At 65.2% G+C, this 21,427-nt stretch carries 18 protein-coding genes; 10 read left to right on the top strand and 8 right to left on the bottom strand.

Going from position 1 to position 21,427, the window contains the following annotated elements; genetic code table 11:
- Positions 1–686 precede the first annotated feature (686 nt).
- Positions 687–929, bottom strand: a complete 243-nt coding sequence (locus tag HBA54_RS05940; RefSeq protein WP_167222351.1) for a helix-turn-helix transcriptional regulator — start codon at positions 927–929, stop codon at positions 687–689.
- Positions 930–1,111: 182 nt separating this feature from the next.
- Between HBA54_RS05940 and HBA54_RS05935 the strand changes: the two genes are divergently transcribed.
- A complete protein-coding gene (locus HBA54_RS05935; protein WP_167222349.1) occupies positions 1,112–1,435 on the top strand; it encodes a helix-turn-helix transcriptional regulator in 324 nt (107 codons plus the stop codon).
- A gap of 23 nt (positions 1,436–1,458) precedes the next feature.
- Here the strand turns inward: HBA54_RS05935 and cysK are convergent, their stop codons facing one another.
- From cysK to HBA54_RS05905, 6 genes are all read right to left on the bottom strand, one after another.
- Entirely contained in the window at positions 1,459–2,493 is a 1,035-nt protein-coding gene (gene cysK, locus HBA54_RS05930; RefSeq protein WP_167222347.1) for a cysteine synthase A, read from the bottom strand.
- A gap of 17 nt (positions 2,494–2,510) precedes the next feature.
- Positions 2,511–2,966 carry an RrF2 family transcriptional regulator gene (locus tag HBA54_RS05925; protein WP_167222345.1) on the bottom strand — a complete coding sequence of 152 codons (456 nt, stop codon included), beginning with the start codon at positions 2,964–2,966 and terminating at the stop codon, positions 2,511–2,513.
- A gap of 14 nt (positions 2,967–2,980) precedes the next feature.
- A complete protein-coding gene (gene dut / locus HBA54_RS05920) occupies positions 2,981–3,481 on the bottom strand; it encodes a dUTP diphosphatase (protein ID WP_205944451.1) in 501 nt (166 codons plus the stop codon).
- 71 nt (positions 3,482–3,552) lie between these two features.
- The gene (gene coaBC / locus HBA54_RS05915; RefSeq protein WP_322095981.1) at positions 3,553–4,770 is read right to left on the bottom strand and encodes a bifunctional phosphopantothenoylcysteine decarboxylase/phosphopantothenate--cysteine ligase CoaBC; all 1,218 of its coding nucleotides are present in this window, start codon (positions 4,768–4,770) and stop codon (positions 3,553–3,555) included.
- Between the two features lie 134 nt (positions 4,771–4,904).
- Positions 4,905–6,512 carry a 2-polyprenylphenol 6-hydroxylase gene (gene ubiB, locus HBA54_RS05910; protein ID WP_167222341.1) on the bottom strand — a complete coding sequence of 536 codons (1,608 nt, stop codon included), beginning with the start codon at positions 6,510–6,512 and terminating at the stop codon, positions 4,905–4,907.
- 12 nt (positions 6,513–6,524) lie between these two features.
- Positions 6,525–7,346, bottom strand: coding sequence for a class I SAM-dependent methyltransferase (locus tag HBA54_RS05905; protein ID WP_167222339.1), 822 nt, complete (start codon positions 7,344–7,346; stop codon positions 6,525–6,527).
- A gap of 102 nt (positions 7,347–7,448) precedes the next feature.
- Between HBA54_RS05905 and mutM the strand changes: the two genes are divergently transcribed.
- The 9 genes from mutM (at position 7,449) to HBA54_RS05860 (ending at position 19,889) form a co-directional block, all read left to right on the top strand.
- On the top strand, positions 7,449–8,303 hold the full coding sequence (gene mutM, locus HBA54_RS05900; RefSeq protein ID WP_167222337.1) for a bifunctional DNA-formamidopyrimidine glycosylase/DNA-(apurinic or apyrimidinic site) lyase: 855 nt from the start codon (positions 7,449–7,451) through the stop codon (positions 8,301–8,303).
- 13 nt (positions 8,304–8,316) lie between these two features.
- Positions 8,317–8,697: a hypothetical protein gene (locus tag HBA54_RS05895; RefSeq protein ID WP_167222335.1), complete on the top strand. Its 381-nt coding sequence runs from the start codon at positions 8,317–8,319 to the stop codon at positions 8,695–8,697.
- 63 nt (positions 8,698–8,760) lie between these two features.
- Positions 8,761–9,537 carry an enoyl-CoA hydratase gene (locus tag HBA54_RS05890; RefSeq protein ID WP_167222333.1) on the top strand — a complete coding sequence of 259 codons (777 nt, stop codon included), beginning with the start codon at positions 8,761–8,763 and terminating at the stop codon, positions 9,535–9,537.
- 98 nt (positions 9,538–9,635) lie between these two features.
- Positions 9,636–9,899 carry a 30S ribosomal protein S20 gene (gene rpsT / locus HBA54_RS05885; protein ID WP_167222331.1) on the top strand — a complete coding sequence of 88 codons (264 nt, stop codon included), beginning with the start codon at positions 9,636–9,638 and terminating at the stop codon, positions 9,897–9,899.
- Between the two features lie 1,019 nt (positions 9,900–10,918).
- Positions 10,919–12,397, top strand: a complete 1,479-nt coding sequence (dnaA, locus tag HBA54_RS05880) for a chromosomal replication initiator protein DnaA (RefSeq protein WP_167222329.1) — start codon at positions 10,919–10,921, stop codon at positions 12,395–12,397.
- A gap of 354 nt (positions 12,398–12,751) precedes the next feature.
- Positions 12,752–13,870, top strand: a complete 1,119-nt coding sequence (gene dnaN / locus HBA54_RS05875) for a DNA polymerase III subunit beta (RefSeq protein WP_167222327.1) — start codon at positions 12,752–12,754, stop codon at positions 13,868–13,870.
- 121 nt (positions 13,871–13,991) lie between these two features.
- Entirely contained in the window at positions 13,992–15,158 is a 1,167-nt protein-coding gene (gene recF, locus HBA54_RS05870; RefSeq protein ID WP_322095980.1) for a DNA replication/repair protein RecF, read from the top strand.
- A 56-nt stretch (positions 15,159–15,214) separates the two neighbouring features.
- Positions 15,215–17,665, top strand: a complete 2,451-nt coding sequence (gyrB, locus tag HBA54_RS05865; RefSeq protein WP_167222325.1) for a DNA topoisomerase (ATP-hydrolyzing) subunit B — start codon at positions 15,215–15,217, stop codon at positions 17,663–17,665.
- Between the two features lie 136 nt (positions 17,666–17,801).
- Complete coding sequence (locus HBA54_RS05860) at positions 17,802–19,889, top strand: transglycosylase domain-containing protein (protein WP_167222323.1); 2,088 nt, start codon at positions 17,802–17,804, stop codon at positions 19,887–19,889.
- Between the two features lie 145 nt (positions 19,890–20,034).
- On the opposite strand, the gene HBA54_RS05855 is transcribed toward HBA54_RS05860, so the two are convergent.
- Entirely contained in the window at positions 20,035–21,240 is a 1,206-nt protein-coding gene (locus tag HBA54_RS05855) for a multidrug effflux MFS transporter (RefSeq protein WP_167222321.1), read from the bottom strand.
- Positions 21,241–21,427 lie beyond the last annotated feature (187 nt).

Genomic DNA, 21,427 nt, shown 5'->3' with positions numbered 1-21,427 from the left:
AAAACGCTATTGTGGTGGCGCACGGTGTTGTTCCTTTCTCGTGTCCCAGGACGTCGCCAAACGCTTGGACACCAGTAGAATCAACACCGTGCGCTCAGTCCACCAAATCTAAACCGGACACCAGTGGGCTTGTCCCGAGGGTCCATCTTGCCGCTGCAGGAACGCCAGCCGGAAGGGTTCGGATTTGCCCTTACCATGGATGCTCGGGACAAGCCCAAGCGTGACGATTGTGTTTTGTGGCGTCCAGTCCAGCCACTCCCCGCGTCACCCTCGGGCTTGACCCGAGGGTCCATCTGGCCGCTGCAGGAACGCCAGCCGGAAGGGTTCGGATTTGCCCCTACCATGGATGCTCGGGACAAGCCCAAGCATGACGATTGTGTTTTGTGGCGTCCACTCCAGCCACTCTCCCCGTTACCCTCGGGCTTGTCCCGAGGGTCCATCTGGCCGCTGCAGGAACGCCAGCCGGAAGGGTTCGGATTTGCCCCTACCATGGATGCTCGGGACAAGCCCAAGCGTGACGATTGTGTTTTGTGGCGTCCAGTCCAGCCACTCCCCGCGTCACCCTCGGGCTTGTCCCGAGGGTCCATGGTGCCGCTCGCTGGAGCCTTCGTGGGAGGGGTCCGACTTTGCCCCTCCCATGGATACTCGGGTCAAGCCCGAGTAGGGCGGTTGGGTGTGGTGACCCGTCAGTCCTCGCGCAGGCGCACGCCGGAGCCGCCGCCGTTGGCGGGGATGAAGATCACGCCTGCCGCTTCCAGCGCGGCCTGGAGCTTGTGCAGCGTTTCGACCTTGGTCGCAAGAATGCCGTCGCCATCTTCCAGTCGGTGGATACTGCGCGACGTAAGACCGCAGCGTTCGGCGAGATCGCTTTGGGTCCAGTCCAGCAGGGCGCGGGCCGCGCGGAGTTGTGCCCGTGTCTTGAGGCTCATATTCAGAGGCGCCATATTTTTGCTGACAATAGCAAAAAATTTGCTATGTTAGTCTAGTAAGTACCGCAATCTATCGCTTCAGGTGATCTGGAGCAATGGACTGCGACCAACAAACGGCGCGAGGGGGTGCAGCAACACCCCGCCCGCGCCTGACCACAACCAGACTTAACAGGAGTCCGGCCATGGCTGAAACTACCCTTATCACGGATTCGCCTGCGCTCAACCACAGCGCCCCCGGCGGCTACCCTTCACCGCCGGAGCCGGCCCGGATCACCGGCCTGCAGTGCCGGGCGGCCCGGGCCATGCTGCAGTGGAGCCGCGAGGATCTCGCCGAACGCAGTGGCGTCCACTACATCACCCTCTGCAACTTCGAACTCGGCCACTGCGCCCTGAAGCCGGCCACGGCCCGGCTGCTGCGCCTCGTCTTCGTTTCCGCCGGCCTGCTGTTCATCGACGCCGATGCAAGCGGCGGCGCCGGCCTCTGCCTCGCCAAGCCAGAGGCGTAGCGGGAGGGTGAGGGGGACTTCCCCTACATTCCCTCGAAGAGATCGGTCGAGAGGTAGCGTTCGGCGAAGGAGGGCAGGATGGCGACGATCAGCTTGCCCTTCATTTCCGGACGGCTGCCGATTTCCAGGGCGGCGGCGAGCGCGGCGCCGGAGGAGATGCCGACCGGCAGGCCTTCCAGGGCCGCGGCCTCCCGCGCGGTGCGAAAGGCGGTGTCGTTGCCGATGCGCACGACCTCGTCGATCAGTGAGGTTCGCAGGTTGCCGGGGATGAAGCCGGCGCCGATGCCCTGGATCTTGTGGGGGCCGGCCTGGCCGCCGGAGAGGACCGGGCTGTCCTCCGGCTCCACCGCGATCATGCGGAAGCCGTCTTTCCTGGCCTTCAGGGCGGCGGCGATCCCGGTCAGGGTGCCGCCGGTGCCGACGCCTGAGACCACGGCATCGACGCGCCCGCCGCTGTCGCGCCAGATCTCCTCCGCCGTGGTGCGGAAATGGATGTCCGGGTTGGCCGGGTTGTTGAACTGCTGGGGCATCACCGCGCCGGGGTGTTTGGCGAGGATTTCCTCGGCCTTGGCGACGGCGCCGTTCATGCCCTTGGCGCCGTCGGTCAGCACCAGTTCGGCGCCCAGCAGGCGCAGCATCTTGCGGCGCTCGACCGACATGGTCTCCGGCATGGTGAGGATCAGGCGGTAGCCCTTGGCGGCGCAGACGAAGGCCAGGGCGATGCCGGTGTTGCCGCTGGTCGGCTCCACGATCACCCCTTCCGGGCCCAGGCGTCCGTCGGCCTCCAGCGCCTCGACCATGGAAAGGCCGATGCGGTCCTTCACCGAATTCAGCGGGTTGAAGAACTCGCACTTGCCGGCCACCTCGGCGACCGCGCCGTGGGCCGCGGCCAGCTTGGGCACGCGGATCAGCGGGGTCGCGCCGACGGTCTCCAGGATCGAATCGTAGATGCGGCCGCGGAACTCGCAGGGCTCACCGGCACCGGGTTTTCCCGCAGCGTTAGCCGCCGCGTCGTCGTTGTCGGCCTGTTGTGCCGCGCTCGCCTTGCCTGTTTCCATATACTGGGTCGTGCCGCCTAGATCGTGAAGTCGGGAATGGATTTGGCTTCGCTGATGATGCCGCGTTCGCGCGCCCGCTCGCAGAGCTGCTCGATCGTCAGGTTGTCGAGGTGCGTCATCATCTGAAGCTGCATGTCGATCCAGATCGGCCGCACCACCTTGACGCCGATTTCCGATCCATCGGGCTCGTTGGCCGGGTCGGCGGTGCCTTCCAGCTTGCGCACGATGCGGATGATCTCGCCCACCGATATGCGTCTTCGCTCCCGCGCCAGGCGGTAACCACCCTTTGGCCCCCGCTGGCCGGCCAGGATGTTGTGATGCACAAGCTGCTGCAGTACCTGCTCCAGGTAGCGGCGCGGGATGCCCTGGCGGCGTGAGATATCGGTCGAGCGCACCGGCCCGGCCCCGGCGTGATAGGCGATGTCGACCACCGCCTCGATGGCGAAGAGCAGTTTCTTTGAAAGCCTCAACATCGCCCGGCCGCCCCCTACTCGGCTTTGGCGACGGCCTGGCCGCCGATACCTGTTGAGCCGAAGCCGCCGGCGCCGCGGGCGCTGGCCTCCAGATCCTCCGAGGGGCGCCAGGCGACCCGCGCGTAACGCGCCACCACCATCTGGGCGATGCGGCTGCCGCGGGTCACGGTAAAGGGCTCCTGGCCCAGGTTGATCAGCACCACGCCGACTTCGCCGCGATAGTCGGCGTCGATGGTGCCCGGCGCGTTCAGCACCGTCAGGCCGTGTTTCAAGGCAAGGCCGGAACGCGGGCGCACCTGGGCTTCGCTGCCCGGCGGCAGGGCGATGGCGATGCCGGTGGGGACCAGGCGGCGCTCGCCGGGGGCCAGCACCAGATCCTCCGCCACCGCGGCCAGCAGGTCCATGCCGGCGGAATCCGCCGTGGCATAGGCCGGCAGCGGCAGGTCGGCGGCGTGGTCCAGGCGCTTGACGGCGACGGCAAGGCCGGGGTTGTCGATAAGGGGGGGGTCGGTCATTTCCGTGGCGGCGATGTCTGTCTTGGCGATCATGGCGGTCTTTTTACTCGTTTCTTTTTCGGTTCTGCGGCTCAGCGTCCGAGCGTTGCGGCGATTTCCCGGCAGAGGCGCTCGGCCACCGCCACTTTGGTCATCTGCGGCCAGGGTTCGACACCCTCGGCGCGGATCAGGTTGATCTGATTGTTTTCGCCGCCGAAGGTACCGCTCTCCGGCGCCACGTCGTTGGCGAGAATCCAGTCGCAGCCTTTGCGCGCCAGTTTCTCCCGGGCCTGCGCCACCACGTTTTCGGTCTCGGCGGCAAAGCCGATCACCAGGCTGGGGCGCAGGCTGCCGGCCTTTGACAGTTCGGCCAGGATATCCGGGTTGGCGGTCAGTTCCAGCGCTGCCGGGGCGCCGTTCTTTTTCATTTTCTGCTGCGCCGGGGCGGCAGAGCGCCAGTCGGCCACGGCGGCGGCGCAGACCGCGATCTCCACCGGCAGGGAGGTCTGGCAGGCCGCCAGCATTTCCTCGGCGGTCTGGACGTGCAGGGTCTTCAGGCCCGGCGGATCGGGCAGCTGGCTGGGCCCGGAAACCAGGGTGGTCTCGGCGCCCTGGCGGGCCAGCGCGGTGGCGATGGCGTGGCCCTGGCGGCCGGAGGAACGGTTGGCGATATAGCGCACCGGGTCGATCGGCTCGTGGGTCGGTCCGCTGGTCACTAGGGCGCGCAGGCCGCTGAGGGGGCCGGCGCCGCCGGACGCCGTTGCTGCCCCGTCCAGGGCCGCTTCGATGGCGGCCAGGATCTCCATCGGCTCGGCCATGCGCCCGAATCCGTATTCGCCGCAGGCCATGTCGCCCTCGTTGGGGCCGACGGTCAGGACGCCGCGCTCCTTCAACAGCGCCAGATTGGCCCGGGTTGCCGGATGGTCCCACATGCGCACGTTCATCGCCGGCGCCGCCAGCACCGGCTTGTCGGTAGCCAGCAGGGCGGTGGAGGCCAGATCGTCGGCCCGCCCGTGGGTCATCTTGGCCAGCAGGTCGGCGGAGGCCGGGGCGACCACCAGCAGGTCGGCATCGCGGGAAAGCTGGATGTGGCCCATCTCCGCCTCGTCGGTCAGCGAAAACAGCTCGCCGTAGACCTTGTCCTCGCTGAGGGCGGCCAGCGACAGCGGCGTCACGAATTCCGCACCGGCTTTGGTGAGAATGCAGCGCACGGCGGCACCACGCTCGCGCAGACGCCGGATCAGATCCAGCGACTTATAGGCGGCGATCCCGCCGGAGACGATGAGAAGAACCCGTTTACCGGTCAACACGTCGGTTATTCCAGATTTCACGGTTTAGCGTTGTAGATAAGGTAAGCCTTCCCCCCGGTTCTGGCAAGAAGGCGGCGTCGCCGCTTGATAAAAGAAAGGCTGGGCACTGCGGCGTCCGGCTGCGCAAAGGGGCCCTAAAATGCTGCCGTGGCAGCGAGAATCAGGGCGGCGACGGCGATCAGCAGGGCCCAGCGGGCAAAAGCGCTGGCCTGGCGCTGGGATATCTTCTGCAGGGTGTCCGGGTGCAGGCCGATTCGCCCGGCGGCCAGTTCCTGCGTCGCCCGGTCCAGATTGTCGGCCACGGCCGGCAGGCGCCTGAGGGTATGGAGAACGTCTTCCACGGTTTCGCGCAGCCGCGCTTCGGGGCCGCGGTTTTCGCGCATCCAGGCGTCGATCAGCGGCTGGGCCAGGGACCAGATGTTCAGCGAGGGGTCGAGGCTGCGGCTGACCCCTTCGGCCATCAGCATGTTTTTCTGCAGCAGCAGCAACTGCGGCTGCACCGGCAGCTCGAAGGATTCGGTGAGACGCAGCAGTTGGGCCAGCAGCCGGGCGAAGGAGATCTCGTTCAGCGGCCGCCCGGCAATCGGCTCGCAGACCGAGCGCAGGGCCTGGGCGAAGACGTCCAGCGCATGGCGCTGCGGCAGGTAGCCGGCTTCCATATAGACCTGGGCCAGACGGTGGTAGTCGCCCTGCAGGGTGGCGATCAGCATGTCGGCCAGATGCCGCCGGGTGCGCCAGTCGAGGCGCCCCATGATGCCGAAGTCGACCGCCAGGATGTTGCCGTCGCGGTCGACGAACATGTTGCCCGGGTGCTGGTCGCCGTGAAAGAAGCCGTCGCGGAACACCTGGTTGAAGAAGATGCCGGCGGCTTTGGTAAGCACCTCCTGCACATCGTGGCCGGCGGCGATCAGGGCGTCGCGGTCGTCCAGGGGAATGCCGCTGACCCGCGACATGGTGAGCACCCGGCGCGAGCTGCGCTGCCAGTCGATGGCCGGCACGCTGTAGGTCGTGTCGCCCTCGAAGTTCTCCGCCAGCTCGGAGGCGGCGGCGCCTTCCATGCGCAGATCCATTTCCAGTCGGACGGTGGTCTCGAAGACCTGGACCACGTCCATCGGCTTGAAGCGCTTCAGCTTGGGTTGTGCGCGCAGCGCCCATTCCGCCAGCCAGTAGAGGAACTCCAGGTCGCGCTCGAAAGCCTTCTCGATCCCCGGGCGCAGGATCTTCACGGCGACGGGCCGTTCTTCGGGTGTCGGCGTTGCGGGCTGCGTGTCCTCAGCGTCGTTTTCCGGCGGTTGCGCAACCGCCGGGGCGGCCTCCTTCACGCTGGCCAGATGAACCTGGGCGATGGAGGCGGCGGAGATCGGTGCGTTGTCGAAACTGGTGAAGAGCGCCTCCGGCGGCTGACCGAATTCGTCCTCGATGGTCTGGCGGGCGAGTGCGGCATCGAAGGGCGCCAGGCTGTCCTGCAGCTCCGCCAGGTCCTGGGCGACCTGTTCGCCGACCAGATCGGCGCGGGTCGAGAGCATCTGGCCGAGCTTGATGAAGCTGGGGCCCATCTCGGCCAGGGCGCGCGCCAGTTTCTGGCCGGGCCGGCCCTTGGCCGCGCGGCGGGAAAACCGTCTTGCGATCCAGACGAGTCCCGGCGCGATGCCGGTTTCCTCCATCGGCGCCAGGGCGTCATGGCGCGCCAGGGTGCGGACGATACGCTGGAAGCGCAGAAGGGACCGGAGGGTGCGTAGCATGTAAAGCTGGCCCTAGATCCGCCAGCCGGAATGGATGGCGGCGATCCCTCCGGAAAGATTGCGGTAGCGGACTTTCTCCAGGCCGGCCTCGGTCATCTTCGAGGCCAGTTCGTCCTGTGGCGGGAAGCGGCGGATCGATTCCGCCAGATAGACATAAGAATCGCGGTCTCCGGCGATCGCCGCGCCCATGGCCGGCAGGACATTAAAGGAGTAACGGTCGTAGAGCGCAGCGAACAGCGGCGCCACGACGTGGCTGAACTCCAGGCAGAGAAACCGCCCGCCCGGTTTCAGCACCCGCCTTGCTTCGCGCAGGGCCTGGTCGATATGGGTGACGTTTCTCAGGCCGAAGGCAATGGTATAGGCGGTGACCGAGGAATCCGGCAGCGGCAGTTGCTGGGCATCGCCGCAGATCCAGTCGATCCCCTTGAAGATGCCGTGGTCCAGGGCGCGGTCGCGCCCGACCTCGATCATCTCCAGCGTCAGGTCGCAGACCAGGATGTTGCTTTCGGCGGTTGCCTGCGCGGCGTGGTTATCCAGACGCTCCCTGACCTTGAAGGCGATGTCCCCGGTGCCGCCGGCGGTATCGAGCAGCCGGATGCCCGGCCGCGGATCAAGCCAGTCGATCATCGTCGATTTCCAAAGGCGATGGATGCCGCCGGACATCAGGTCGTTCATCAGGTCGTAGTTGCCGGCGACCGAGCGGAACAGCCCTTTGACCAAGGGGGCCTTTTCCTCCTCGGCAACCTCGCGAAATCCGAAGTGGGTACGCCCGCCGCCGTCGCGGGGATCTTGCTTGTCGGGATCTTGGCTGTCGGAATCGGGGCTGGCGTTCATCGCGCGGACCATAGCGCGGGCGGCGCGTCCGCGCTACTCTGCCCGCGCGCCCTCCAACGGGGCAATTCGCCACAGTCCTCAATCCTGGATACCAACGATCCAATGCCTGAATTGCCGGAAGTCGAAACCGTGGTGCGCGGCCTGCGCCCCCGGATGGAAGGGCGCCGTCTGGCCCGGGTTGAGCAGCGCCGCCCCAACCTGCGCTTTCCCTTTCCGGAAAACTTCGCCGCGCGGCTGACCGGGCGAAAGGTCGAGCGCATTCTGCGCCGCGCCAAGTACATGCTGCTGCACCTCGACGACGGCCAGGTGCTGCTCTGCCACCTCGGCATGTCCGGCCGTATGGTGATCCACGAGAAGACCGGCAGGCAGCCGCCGGCGCCGCTGGACCGCCACGACCATGTGGTGTTTACGACCGACCAGGGAACCGAGATCCGGTTCAACGACGCGCGGCGTTTCGGTGTCATGGATCTTTTTGCCGGTGCCGAGCTGGACAGTCACCCCTTGCTCAAGGACCTGGGGCCGGAGCCGTTGGGCAACGATTTCAACGGGCCGGGCCTGGCCGCCGCCCTGAAGGGCAAGCGCTCGCCGATCAAGGCGGCCCTGCTGGACCAGCGGGTGGTCGCCGGCCTGGGCAATATATATGTCTGCGAGGCGCTTTTCCTGGCCGGCCTCTCGCCGCGGCGCCAGGCCTATACGGTTCAGGGCGGCCGCGCGGAGCGTCTGGCCGCCGCGGTCCGCCAGGTTCTGACCCGCGCCATCGAAGCCGGCGGCTCGTCGCTGCGCGATTATGTGCAGGCCGATGGGGAACTGGGCTATTTCCAGCATGAATGGGCGGTTTATGGCCGCGAGGGTGAGGCCTGTCCGGGTTGCGACTGCGATCCCGGCCGCAGCGGCGGCATTGCCCGCCTCGTGCAGAGTGGCCGCTCGACTTTTTATTGTGCCCGGCGCCAGCGCTAAGGTAGACAACCGCATGACCGGTTTTCCTCCAGCCCGCCTTTTCGCCGTTTTCCTTGTCGCCCTGACGTGGATCGGCACCGCGCTGCCGCTGGCCGCCCAGGATGCATCAGGCTTTGTCGCCGGCGTTGCCGACCTGCCGCTGATGCCGGGCCTTGAAGAGATGCCGGACAGCGGTCTGATCTTCGACAAGCCCGGGGGGCGCATCGTCGAGGCCTATGCCGCCGGCCCGGTGAGCGAAGGCCAGGTCATGTCATTTTATGACAAGACGCTTCCGGAGCTGGGTTGGCAGAGAGGCGCAGACGGCGACTACCTGCGTGAAGGCGAGCGCCTGCAACTGACGTTGACCGGGGCGTCTGGCGGCGTGACCGTGCAGTTTCGCCTGTCCCCCCAATAGCCGATCCGCCGCGGCCGGCCCGCGGCAGGCAATAATTCAAACAGTATGAAAGGACCGCGGTCGATGACCTTTGAGAACATCATCCTGGAAAAGCAAGACGGCGTCGGGGTGATCACCCTTCACAGGCCCAAGGCGTTGAACGCCCTCTGCGCGGCGCTGATCGACGAGATGGGCATCGCCCTTGATGATCTGGAAAGCGACGATGCCATCGGCTGCATCCTGGTGACCGGTTCTGAAAAAACCTTCGCTGCCGGTGCCGACATCAAGGAGATGAAGGACAAGACCTTCCAGCAGGCCTACGGCGAGGACTTCATCACGAAAGGGTGGGAACGTCTGTCGCAGACCCGCAAGCCGGTGATCGCCGCGGTGGCCGGCTATGCCCTGGGCGGCGGTTGCGAGATTGCGATGATGTGCGATTTCATCCTGGCGGCCGACACGGCCAAGTTCGGTCAGCCGGAGATTACCATCGGCACCATTCCCGGTTCCGGCGGCACCCAGCGCCTGACGCGCTTCGTCGGCAAATCCAAGGCGATGGAGCTTTGCCTGACCGGCCGCATGATGGACGCCGAAGAGGCCGAGCGCGCCGGACTGGTCGCCCGGGTGGTTCCGGCGGCGGAGCTGCAGGAGGAGGCGATGAAGACGGCGCGCAAGATCGCCGGGCTGTCGCGACCGGTCGTCCTGATGGCTAAGGAGGCCGTCAACCGGGCCTTTGAGACGACCCTGGCCGAGGGCGTTAAGTTCGAACGCCGCCTGTTCCATGCCACCTTTGCGCTGGAGGATCAGAAAGAGGGTATGGCCGCCTTTGCCGAAAAGCGGGCGCCAGCCTGGAAAAACCGCTGATTCCCAGGTCAAATAGACCTGCTGACTCGGCTTGACGAGGCGGAGGCGGGGGTCTATAACCCCGCCTTCCTCATACAGTGAGAACGTAATACAGAGCTATGGCACATCATAAGTCGGCCAAGAAGCGGATCCGCCGCAACGACCGCCGGGCGGAAATCAACCGCCGGCGGGTCAGTCGTATCCGCACCTTCGTGAAGGCAGTGGAAACGGCGATTTCCAGCGGCAACAAGGAAGCGGCCCAGAACGCCCTGCGCGAAGCGCAGCCGGAAATGCATCGCGGCGTCCGTGGCGGCGTGCTGCATAAGAATACGGTCGCCCGCAGACTTTCGCGCCTCTCCGCGCGCGTCAAAGCGATCGGCTGAACCAGCTTCGCCGCCCGGCGAAAGCCGGGACCGGAAAAAATGCCGCGCCTTCCGAATGGGGGGCGCGGTTTTCGTGTTCTCGTGCTGTCGTACATTCTGACCGCGCATCCCGACCGTTTTGAATTCCGTCGCCTGTTTTAGTTCCAGTCGCCAGCGGTGCTTTGTTGGTTCGGCAAACGGCAGCGCGTGTTTCGATGGCGATTATCGAACGAGCGTGGAACGCATGTCGTCCGGATGCGTGACGACAAGCGAGACCAATGAAACGACGTGTTCGGTTTGATGCAGTTGGCTCGGCTTGGTCGACCGACAAAGCAACAGACCTTCTTTACCGCCCTTCGCATTTGCCGCAAATGATTGGAACCTACGCTGGCATCACGCACGGTTTCCTATTGCGTAATTTTTTTTGCGAAGCGAATTTCGGATTCAAGACACCTGATCGGGATTCGAGACGCCGGGGTGTTTGCCGTTTAAGTGATTTCCGACAGAGCGCAATCGTTCTTGGTCGAAGCGATCCACAATGATCGTCCTCTAACCTGTTGAAGCGGAGCCTGATTCACTTTTCATTTTTGATTCAAATTGAAGCGAGCCCAGGCTACGCGTTGTCGCAGTGTTGCAGATGCGCCTTGGCCGTAAAAAAAGTGTCGTTCTCTATTCGATCCGCTTGTCACCTGAAGTCTATGCGCGTACATTAACTGTATCGCGCTTGGGGGTTCTGAGTAAGAAGAATTAGGAAAAAGCAAAGTAATTAGTCGCGCATAACAAGTAATTCCCACAATTGATTATTAACAAAACCGCACAAGCGGTGTGGGTGCGTGTTTCGCTGGAGCCATATTGTTTTTTTCCAACCCGCCTGGCTCTTGGGGCCCCTTTCAAGCCGATACCTTGAACAACTAAATGCAAACGAGGTTGCTAACCACGTCATGGATGATGTTTGTGCTGTCGCGCCGAATTACCTCTCGGAAGAGCGTGGTACTGATTCAAGGTCGTTGAGCAACACGCTGTTTGGGGGGAAGTTTTAGATGGGTTCTGGTGACGGCGAGGCGACTGTCATTGAACAATGGGCGCGCGTTCGCGGACGGCTGCGTTCAGAAGTCGGTGAAGCGGCGTACCGATCCTGGTTGACACCTTTGACCTTGGCCGGTGCGCGTAACGGCAAACTTCGTCTGGCCGTGCCGACGCGTTTCATGCGCGATTGGGTTGCCAGCAATTATGCGGCGCGACTCGACGTGCTCTGGTCCGAAGAGGACCCTTCAATTGCTGGAATTGAAATTGTCGTGCAGCCGCCGGCGCGTCCTTCGCCGAAACCCAGCGCCGGCGATGCCATGCTGGGCGGCTCCGGCGATGAGGCCTGTGCCACGGGCAAGACGGCCGCTTCTTTCGCGGGCAATGCGGCGCGGGCAATCAACACGGCACCCTCTGTTTCGTCGTACTCTGTTTCGCAGGATAGCGAATCCGCAGCGGCGGCGCGCGAAAGGATCTCCGCTTCATTGGATCCACGCCTGACCTTTGAGAACTTCGTCGTCGGCAAGCCGAACGAGCTTGCCTACGCGGCTGCGCGACGGATTGCCGAGGCGCCGACGGCGCCGTTCAATCCGCTGTTTCTGTATGGCGGCGTCGGGCTGGGCAAGACCCACCTGATGCATGCGATCGGTCTGCACATCAAGAAGCAGACGCCTGAGCGCAGGATCATCTATCTCTCGGCGGAGAAGTTCATGTATCAGTTCGTCCGCGCGCTGCGGACGAAAGACACCATGGCCTTCAAAGAGCAGTTCCGTTCGGTCGACGTTCTCATGATCGATGACGTTCAGTTCATCGGCGGCCGGGAAGCGACCCAGGAAGAGTTCTTCCATACCTTCAATGCCCTGGTCGATCAGAACCGCCAGGTCGTCATCTCGGCCGACAAGAGCCCCAGCGATCTTGAAGGGGTTGAGGAGCGTATGCGCTCGCGCCTCGGCTGGGGCCTGGTGGCCGACATTCACCCGACGACCTATGAGCTGCGCCTCGGCATCCTGCAGGCGCGGGCCGAACAGTCTTCGCTGGACATACCGGTCAAGGTGCTGGAGTTCCTGGCGCACAAGATTACCTCCAATGTGCGCGAGTTGGAGGGTGCCCTGAACCGTATTGTGGCGCACGGCACCCTGGTGGGGCGGCCGATCACCCTGGAGAACACCCAGGAAGTGCTGCACGACCTGTTGCGGGCAAACGACCGGCGGGTCACCATCGAAGAGATCCAAAAACGGGTTTCGGCTCATTTCAACGTCAGGGTCGCGGACATGCACTCGGCGCGGCGTGCCCGGGCCGTGGCCCGGCCGCGTCAGGTCGCCATGTATCTCTCCAAGCAGCTGACCTCCCGCTCTTTGCCGGAGATCGGGCGCAAGTTCGGGGGGCGCGACCACACCACCGTCATGCACGCGGTGCGCAAGGTTGAAGAGCTGAAAGCAACCGATTCCGGCTTTGCCGAGGACGTCGAGCTGCTGCGCCGTATGCTGGAGGCCTGACCGGCCGGGCTGGCGGCGTGTTTTCACGGTAGAAAAGCCAGCCAAATGAGTCGCTTAGCGGCTGTCTTTACGGTTCCCGGGGCTGTCGCCGGCCGGGCCCGGCCAACCGTGCTTAAAGCTTACGTTTTCTGCCTTCCATGCTATACTCCGCGACCGCACTGCGGGGACGCTTTTCGGTGTGCCTGCGGGCGGTGCTGATGGGTCCGGACTGTTCCTGCCATGATCTGGCGCGAGGCAGGGCGGAAGGGCCGCGCGAGCGTCGATCCAAGAGCTCCACATCGAAGGCTGAAAAGCACCAAGAAGCTGCACCGAGATTATGATCACCACCAACGCCTGAAGGCTTAGCATCGCACCATGAAGCTGACCATAGAACGCGCCGCGCTCCTCAAATCGCTGACCCACGTGCAAAGCGTTGTCGAGCGCCGCAACACCATTCCCATCCTCTCCAACGTCCTGATCGAAGCGGAGGGGGCTGCGCTCTCGCTGACCGCCACCGATATGGACCTGACGGTGGTCGATAAGCTGGCGGCGGAAGTCGGCCAGCCGGGCGCCACCACGGCGCCGGCCCATACGCTCTATGACATCGTCCGCAAACTGCCTGAAGGTGCGCAGGTCTCGATCGAGACGGCGGGCGACGACTCGCGTCTGACGCTACAGGCCGGGCGCTCGGTCTTCACCCTGGCGACCCTGCCGCGCGAAGACTTCCCCGCCACCTCCGGCGACGACCTGCCGCAGGGCTTTACCCTGCAGGCGAGCGAGTTGAAGACCCTCATCGACCGGACGCGCTTTGCCATCTCGACCGAGGAGACGCGCTACTACCTGAACGGGATCTACCTGCATGCCGCCGCCAGCAACGAGCTGTCGGTGCTGCGCGCCGTTGCGACCGACGGCCATCGCCTGGCGCGGGTCGAGATGCCTCTGCCGGATGCCGCCAAGGACATGCCGGGGGTTATCGTGCCGCGCAAGACCGTGGGCGAGCTGAGGCGCCTGGTCGAGGGTATGGACGATCCGGTGGAAATTGCGCTTTCGGACACCAAGATCCGTTTCGCTTTCGCCTCGACGGTGTTGACCTCCAAGTTGATCGACGGGACCTTCCCGGACTACGAGCGGGTGATTCCCGCGGGCAACGACAAGGTTCTGGAAGTCGACTGCAAGAGCTTTGCCGAGGCGGTGGACCGGGTTTCGACCATCTCGACGGAAAAGAGCCGGGCGGTAAAGATGGCCGTCGACAAGGGGGCCCTGACCCTCTCGGCCAACAGTCCCGAAAACGGTACGGCGGTGGAAGAGCTGGAAATCGACTACGACGGCTCAGGCATCGAGATCGGTTTCAATTCCCGCTACCTCCTGGATATCGCACAGCAGATCGAGGGCGATGCGGCGCAGTTCACCATGGCCGATGCGGCCTCGCCGACCATCGTGCGCGAGGTTGCCGACCCCAGCGCGCTCTATGTGCTGATGCCGATGAGGGTGTGATGGCGCGTCGCTTGAACGGACTTGCCCGGCGTCGCCCCTGCTTCGTGCGCCCTTGTTGAGCTCTGCCGCCTTTGGCGATGCGGAGCCCGCAGCCGTGTTGCCGGACCGATCTGAGGCGGGCGTGTGGATTCATCGGCTTCTGGTGCATGAATTCCGCAGCTACCAGTCTGCCGAGCTGGAGATTGCCGCGGCGCCTGTCGTGCTGACCGGGGCCAACGGTGCCGGCAAGACCAATCTTCTGGAAGCAATCTCGTTCCTGTCGCCGGGTCGCGGCCTGCGCGGCGCCAAGCTGAGCGAAGTCGACCGCATCGCGCCGGCAGATGAAGCCGGCGGTGCGGCGACGGCCTGGGCAGTTGCCGCCGGCGTGACGACCCCGGAGGGACCGCGCGACCTCGGCAGCGGCCGCGACCCGGGCAACGGCGAGGGCGCTTCCGGGCGCGAACGCCGGCTGGTGAAGATCGACGGCGCGGTGGCGCGGGGCCAGCAGGCCCTGGCCGAGGTTCTTTCGATGGTCTGGCTGACGCCGCAGATGGATGGCCTGTTCCGCGACAGCGCCGGCGGCCGGCGGCGTTTTCTGGACCGCCTGGTCTACGGCTTCGACCCGGAGCACTCGGCGCGCAGCAACGCCTATGAGCACGCCCTGCGGGAACGGGCGCGTCTGTTGAAGAGCGGACGTGGCGACAAAGTCTGGTTCGATGCGCTGGAGGACAGCATGGCCCGCCACGGGGTCGCCATTGCGGACGCCCGCCTGACCATGGTGGAGCGGCTGCAGCACGCCTGCGATGCGGCTGACGGCCCTTTCCCCAAAGCCCGGCTGGCGCTGGAAGGCACGGTCGAGCAGTGGCTCGGCGAAGGCCACCCGGCCCTGACGGTCGAAGACCTGATGCGTGAGCGTCTGGCGGAGAGCCGTAGGCAGGATGCGGAGGCCGGCGGCGCCGCGGTCGGGCCGCACCGCAGCGATCTTGCGGCGCAACATGCCGCCAAGGGTGTCGCCGCCGCCCTTTGCTCGACCGGCGAACAGAAGGCCCTGCTGATCGCCATTCTGCTGGCCCATGCGCGCCTTCAGGCCCTGGAGCGCGGCTCGCCGCCCCTGCTGCTGCTCGACGAGGTGGCGGCGCATCTGGATGCCGAGCGCCGCGCGGCGCTGTATCGGGAGATCCTGGATATGCGGGCCCAGGCCTGGCTGACCGGCACCGATGCCGCGGATTTCAAAAGCCTTGAGGGCGAAGCGCAGTTTTTCACCATTCAGGACGGCGGCATCCGGCCGCGCCAGGCAGGGTCACAATGATCTTTAGCGCGCAAGCCGGCCGACCCGCCGTTCGACACATTGAGAATTAGAGTCCCATGAGCACAAGCGACGAAACCTCGACAGTCCATAATCCGCAGCAGGACGATGCCGACTACGGTGCGGAATCGATCAAGGTGTTGCGCGGCCTGGAGGCCGTACGCAAACGGCCGGGCATGTACATCGGCGACACCGACGACGGCTCGGGCCTGCACCACATGGTCTACGAGGTGGTCGACAACGCGATCGACGAAGCCCTGGCGGGATATTGCGATACCGTGGCGGTCACCCTGAACGGCGACGGTTCGGTTACCGTCTCCGACAACGGGCGCGGCATTCCCGTCGACATCCACACGGAAGAAGGCGTTTCCGCCGCCGAGGTCATCATGACCCAGCTGCATGCCGGTGGAAAATTCGACCAGAACTCCTACAAGGTTTCCGGCGGTCTGCACGGCGTCGGCGTTTCGGTGGTGAACGCGCTCAGCCAGTGGCTGCAGCTCACCATCCGGCGCAGCGGGCGCGAACATACCATGCGCTTTGTCCACGGCGAGGCGGAAGCGCCGCTGGCCGATGTCGGCGATGCCGGCGACCGTACGGGTACGGAGATCACCTTCCTGCCGTCGACCGGCACCTTCACGATGACGGAGTACGACGCGGCGACGCTGGAACACCGCCTGCGGGAGCTGGCTTTCCTGAACTCCGGTGTACGTCTCACGCTGACCGATGCGCGCAGCGCCGAGGCCAAGGAGATCGAGCTGCATTACGAAGGTGGCCTGCTTGCCTTTGTCGACTATCTCGACCGCACGAAAACCGCGCTCTTCGAGCCGCCGGTCAGTGTGTCGGCGGAGCGTGACGGCGTATCCGTCGAAGTCGCGATGCAGTGGACCGACAGCTATCACGAGACCGTGCTCTGCTTCACCAACAACATTCCCCAGCGCGACGGCGGCACCCATCTGGCCGGTTTCCGGGCCGCCCTGACCCGCCAGATCAACGCCTATGCCACCTCTTCAGGCCTGATGAAGAAGGAAAAAGTCTCGCTGACCGGCGACGATGCGCGCGAGGGGCTGACCTGTGTGCTTTCGGTGAAGGTGCCGGATCCGAAATTCTCCAGTCAGACCAAGGACAAGCTGGTCTCCTCTGAGGTGCGGCCCATTGTCGAATCGGTGGTGAACGAGCGGCTCGGCCAGTTCTTCGAGGAGCATCCGCAGGAGGCGCGGCGCATCGTCGGTAAGGTTGTCGAGGCCGCCGCCGCCCGCGAAGCGGCGCGCAAGGCGCGCGAGCTGACGCGGCGCAAGGGCGCGCTGGACATCAGCTCCCTGCCCGGCAAGCTGGCCGACTGCCAGGAGCGCGATCCCGCGCTTTCCGAACTTTTCATCGTCGAGGGCGATTCGGCCGGCGGCTCCGCCAAGCAGGGGCGCGAACGGCGCAACCAGGCCATTCTTCCCCTGCGCGGCAAGATCCTGAACGTGGAACGGGCGCGTTTCGACAAGATGCTGTCCTCCCAGGAAATCGGCACCCTGATCACGGCGCTCGGCACCGGGATCGGGCGTGACGAGTTCAACATCGAAAAGCTGCGTTACCACAAGATCATCATCATGACCGACGCCGATGTCGACGGCAGTCACATCCGCACCCTGCTGCTCACGTTCTTTTTTCGGCAGATGCCGGAGCTTGTGGCGCGCGGCCATCTCTATATCGCCCAGCCGCCGCTCTATCGCGCCAAGCGCGGCGATTCCATGCGCTATCTGAAAGACGACCGCGAGATGGAGGCCTACCTGATCGGCAACGGGGTGAAGGATTCAGTGCTTGGTCTGCCCAACGAGGGACAGATGGCTGGCGCCGACCTTTCCAGGCTGGTGGAAGTGGCGGTCCGCGCCAAGCACCTGATGGATCCCCTGATCCGCAGGGTCGGCAACGCGAACCTGATCGAACAGGTCGCCATTGCCGGCGTGCTGAACCCGGACATTCTGACGGATGCTGTTCAGGCGGAGCAGGCTGCGGGATACATCGCAACCCGGCTGGACGCCCTGGCGCCGGACCATGAAAAGGGCTGGCGGGGCCAGGCGAGCGAGGAAGCCCTCACCTTTACCCGTGTCCTGCGCGGCGTTACCGAGCAGCGGGTGATCGACGGGCCGCTGCTGCGTTCCAGCGAGGCCCGGCGGCTCGATGAGATGGCGGCAGAGCTGCAGGACGCCTTTGCCCTCCACTCTACGCTGACGGCAAAAGACAAATCTTTCCGGATCACCGGGCCGATCAGCCTGGTCAACGCCATCTTCGAACTGGGCCGCAAGGGCGTCAGCCTTGCCCGCTATAAGGGCCTGGGCGAGATGAACCCGGAACAGCTTTGGGAAACCACGCTCGACCCCAATGTGCGGGCCCTTCTGCAGGTGCGGGTCGCCCATACCGACCAGGCGGAAGACGTCTTCTCGACGCTGATGGGAGATGTGGTGGAACCGCGCCGCGAGTTCATACAACAGCATGCGCTGGAAGTGGCGAACCTTGACGTTTGAGTGAGGATTTCCGCGGCTATCCCCGGGAAAAGCCGGCCTTTGCGGCGGAATGGAGGCGGCTTGGCCGCAAGATTGCCCCTAATGAACTGCGCCGTGGCGGTGGTGGAACGCCCGCTCTTTCTCTATTTATAGGGCCATGGCCGAAGGGAATCGTAAGGGCGCAGGGCGCCCGGCGGGGAAAGCCGGCAGCGCCAAGGGCCGCAGCCGCAAGACCACCGTTTCCAGCCGTTCCACCCGGAAGAATGGAACGCGCGGCAAGCGCGCGCTTCGTGCCGCCGGCATTCTGCGCCGCGTGGCGACCTGGTCGCTGGTGGCGACCATCTGGGTTGCGGTTCTGGGGACCGGCGTTCTGGCCTGGTATGCCTACGACCTGCCCGAAGTGGGCGAGATCGAGCAGCTTACCCGGCGCCCGAACATCACCTTGCTGGCCGCGGACGGCAGCCGGCTTGCCTCTTTCGGCGACCGCTTTGGGGCGACCCGCGCCCTGCATGAACTGCCCCCCCATCTGCCCCGGGCCGTCATCGCTGTAGAGGACCGGCGCTTCTACGATCACGGCGGGATCGACTTTCGCGGCCTGCTGCGGGCGGTGTTCGTCAATATCCGTGACCTCCGCCTCTCCCAGGGCGGCTCAACCCTGACCCAGCAGCTTGCCAAGAACCTCTTCCTGACCTCGGAGCGCACCTTCAAGCGCAAAATCCAGGAAGTGATGCTGGCGTTCTGGCTGGAGCGCCGCTTCACCAAGGACCAGATCCTCACCATTTATCTGAACCGCGTCTATCTGGGCGCCGGCACCTACGGCGTCGATGCGGCCGCGCGTCACTATTTCGGCAAGCCGGCGACCGAGGCGACGCTTTACGAATCCGCCCTGCTGGCGGGGCTTCTGAAGGCGCCTTCGCGGCTGAACCCGACCCGCGACCCGGCCGGCGCCGACCAACGCGCCGGTCTGGTGTTGCAGACCATGATCGAGAGCGGCTTCATCAACCGGGCCGCCGCCGAAGCGGCGCTGGCGGAGAAAACCCCGACCCGCGTGGCCAACGACAATATGGCCCCGCATTTCGCCGACTGGATACTGGCCCAGGCGCGGGCCTATCTCGGCGGCATCGACAGCGACATCCGGATAGTGACCACCATCGATCCCAAGCTGCAGCGGATCGCGCGGGACGAACTGACGGGGCTGCTGAACGAACAGGCCGCGGCGCGCCAGGCCGGGCAAGCGGCGCTGGTCAGCCTGTCGCCGGACGGCGCGGTGCGCGCCATGGTCGGCGGGCGCGACTATGGCGTCAGCCAGTTCAATCGCGCGACCCAGGCACTGCGCCAGCCCGGCTCGGCCTTCAAGACCTTCGTCTACCTGGCGGGCCTGGAAGCGGGTCTGAACCCGGACAGCGAGGTCCAGGACGCCCCGGTGCGGTTTGGCAAGTGGACTCCCAAGAACTACGGCGGGCGCTACTACGGCAAGGTCACCCTGCGCGAATCCTTCGCCCGCTCGATGAACTCCGTTGCGGTCCGCATCACCCAGAAGGTCGGCCCGAAGAAGGTTGTCGAGGCGGCGCGGCGCCTGGGCATCACCAGCGAGCTGCGCCCCAACGGCGGTATCTCGCTGGGCGCTTCGGAAGTGACCTTGCTGGAATTGACCGGGGCCTATGCGGTCTTTGCCAACCAGGGCCGCATCGCCGGCCCCCACGGCATCACGGAAATCCGCGATGCCCGCGGCAAGCTGCTGTTCCGCCGCGAAGCCTCGGCCGGCGAAACCGTCGTCTCGGCCGGCAACATCGCCAAGATGTCCAATATGATGTCGGCGACGGTGGTCTGGGGCACCGGCAAGGCGGCCCAGCCGGGCCGGGCGGCTGCGGGCAAGACCGGCACCAGCCAGGACTTCCGCGATGCCTGGTTCATCGGCTACACCGCGGAACTGGTGACCGGCGTCTGGTTCGGCAACGATGACGGCGCGCCGATGGACAAGGTCACCGGCGGCAATCTGCCGGCCCAGCTCTGGGGCCGCACCATGACCCGGGCCCTGGACGGCCAGCCGCAACGGTCCCTGCCCGGTGGCGGCGACCTCATCGCCCAGAACGCGGACGACAGCATCGGCGGTTTCATCGGCCGTATCCTCAAAGGCCTGACCGGTGACGAGCCGGCTGCGGCGCCGCGGCCGGCGAGCCAGAAACGCGCGCCGAGCCAGCAGGACGACAAGCCGTTCTGGAAGCGCGAAAGCCAGCGCGACTGAACGCTATAGCGTTTTCGACTTACGTCGGATCGGTTCCAGCCCGCAACCCCTCCCGGCCACCCCCAAAATATCCCATAGGCGATTATCCTGGTGGGTGGCCGGGAGGGGGTGCGGGCCGGTGCCGTCAGTCTATCCTGCCGTCGCGTCAATCGGCTTGCGCGGCCAGTGGCGGCGCCAGGCGCACCACCAGCCAATAAGCCAGGATGGCGCCCAGGGAAACCAGGGCGATGGCGGCCATCATCGGCAGGGCGGAGGTGCCGCTGCCATGGCCCACGGCGATCCCGACCAGCGCCGCGAAGCCCATCTGGAAGAACCCCATCAGCGCCGAGGCGGAACCGGCGATCCGCGGGAAGGGGCCGAGGGCGCCGGCCTGGGCGTTGGGCAGCACAAGGCCACAGCCGATCATGAAGACGGCCACCGGGCCGACGACGGAGACGACGGTCACCATGCCGCCGAGGACAAGCAGCAGGCCCAGAAGGCCGCCGAAGCCCTGCACCAGGCTGCCGAGCTGGATCATGCGCTCCAGGCCCAGGCGCTTTGTCAGGCGGCCGGAAAGGAAAGTGCCGATCATGTAGCCGACCACGATGGCGGCGAAGCAAAAGCCGTAGAGATCTGGGCTCAGGCCGAGCAGGCCGATCAGCACGAAGGCAGACCCGGAGATGAAGGAAAAAATGCCGGCGTAGGAAAACGCGATGATCATCGCATAGCCCAGATAGCTGCGGTGGCGCAGCAGCGTCAGGTAGTTGGCGGCCAGGCGCGCCGGTTGGGTCGCCGCCGGGTCCATCCATTTATTGGTCTCCGGCAGGATCGCCAGGATGGCGATGAGGGCGAGGGAGGCGAAGGCCGTCAGCAGCAGGAAGTTGGCCTGCCAGCCGAACCAGACCTCCAGGTAGCCGCCGACGATCGGCCCGATGGCGGGGGCCAGCGCCATGGCCATGGCCATGTAGGACAGAACCTGCGCGGCGCCTTCGCGGCCATAGACGTCGCGCACCACGGCGCGGCCGAGGACCGGCCCGACGCAGGCTCCCAGAGCCTGAAGGAAACGCGCCAGGATCAGCACCTCGATATCCGGGGCGACGACGCAGAGCAGGCTCGCCAGAAGATAGAGCGCAAGACCGCCCAGGATGATCGGGCGGCGTCCGAAGCGGTCGGACAGCGGGCCGCAGATCAACTGGCCGCAGGCAAAACCGGCGAGAAAGACCGAGAGGGTGAGCTGCACGGCGGCGGCATCCACCGCGAAAGCCGTCCCGATGGCCGGCAGCGACGGCAGATAGAGGTCGGTGGAAATCGGGCCGAGCGCCACCAGCACGGTCAGAAGAACGGTGACGCTCAGGCTGTTGGCACGGGCCATCTGGACTCCTTAGATCGGATCATGTTTTGACGGAACCACTTCGTGGTTTCGACAAAACATGTGAATCCGATCGATATCAAACAGTTAGAGCAGATTCACCGGGTTGGATGGATCGCCTTCAGCGATTCCATCCAACCCGGTTCTGCTCTAGGAATTGGACAAGTGGACTTACCGCCGGCGGCCGGGC

The sequence above is a fragment of the Pelagibius litoralis genome (genome assembly GCF_011683915.1).
In the GTDB taxonomy this organism is placed as follows: domain Bacteria; phylum Pseudomonadota; class Alphaproteobacteria; order Kiloniellales; family Kiloniellaceae; genus Pelagibius; species Pelagibius litoralis.
This window is presented reverse-complemented; position numbering and strand designations above follow the sequence as displayed.

Excerpts from the sequence above, each read along its gene's own strand:
- HBA54_RS05855 (WP_167222321.1), bottom strand. The coding sequence starts at position 21,240 with ATGGCCCGTGCCAACAGCCTGAGCGTCACCGTTCTTCTGACCGTGCTG.
- cysK (WP_167222347.1), bottom strand. The coding sequence starts at position 2,493 with ATGGAAACAGGCAAGGCGAGCGCGGCACAACAGGCCGACAACGACGAC.
- mutM (WP_167222337.1), top strand. The coding sequence starts at position 7,449 with ATGCCTGAATTGCCGGAAGTCGAAACCGTGGTGCGCGGCCTGCGCCCC.
- HBA54_RS05860 (WP_167222323.1), top strand. The coding sequence starts at position 17,802 with ATGGCCGAAGGGAATCGTAAGGGCGCAGGGCGCCCGGCGGGGAAAGCC.
- gyrB (WP_167222325.1), top strand. The coding sequence starts at position 15,215 with ATGAGCACAAGCGACGAAACCTCGACAGTCCATAATCCGCAGCAGGAC.
- ubiB (WP_167222341.1), bottom strand. The coding sequence starts at position 6,512 with ATGCTACGCACCCTCCGGTCCCTTCTGCGCTTCCAGCGTATCGTCCGC.
- dnaA (WP_167222329.1), top strand. The coding sequence starts at position 10,919 with ATGGGTTCTGGTGACGGCGAGGCGACTGTCATTGAACAATGGGCGCGC.
- rpsT (WP_167222331.1), top strand. The coding sequence starts at position 9,636 with ATGGCACATCATAAGTCGGCCAAGAAGCGGATCCGCCGCAACGACCGC.
- HBA54_RS05905 (WP_167222339.1), bottom strand. The coding sequence starts at position 7,346 with ATGAACGCCAGCCCCGATTCCGACAGCCAAGATCCCGACAAGCAAGAT.
- HBA54_RS05890 (WP_167222333.1), top strand. The coding sequence starts at position 8,761 with ATGACCTTTGAGAACATCATCCTGGAAAAGCAAGACGGCGTCGGGGTG.
- HBA54_RS05935 (WP_167222349.1), top strand. The coding sequence starts at position 1,112 with ATGGCTGAAACTACCCTTATCACGGATTCGCCTGCGCTCAACCACAGC.
- dut (WP_205944451.1), bottom strand. The coding sequence starts at position 3,481 with ATGACCGACCCCCCCCTTATCGACAACCCCGGCCTTGCCGTCGCCGTC.
- HBA54_RS05895 (WP_167222335.1), top strand. The coding sequence starts at position 8,317 with ATGACCGGTTTTCCTCCAGCCCGCCTTTTCGCCGTTTTCCTTGTCGCC.
- dnaN (WP_167222327.1), top strand. The coding sequence starts at position 12,752 with ATGAAGCTGACCATAGAACGCGCCGCGCTCCTCAAATCGCTGACCCAC.
- HBA54_RS05940 (WP_167222351.1), bottom strand. The coding sequence starts at position 929 with ATGAGCCTCAAGACACGGGCACAACTCCGCGCGGCCCGCGCCCTGCTG.
- HBA54_RS05925 (WP_167222345.1), bottom strand. The coding sequence starts at position 2,966 with ATGTTGAGGCTTTCAAAGAAACTGCTCTTCGCCATCGAGGCGGTGGTC.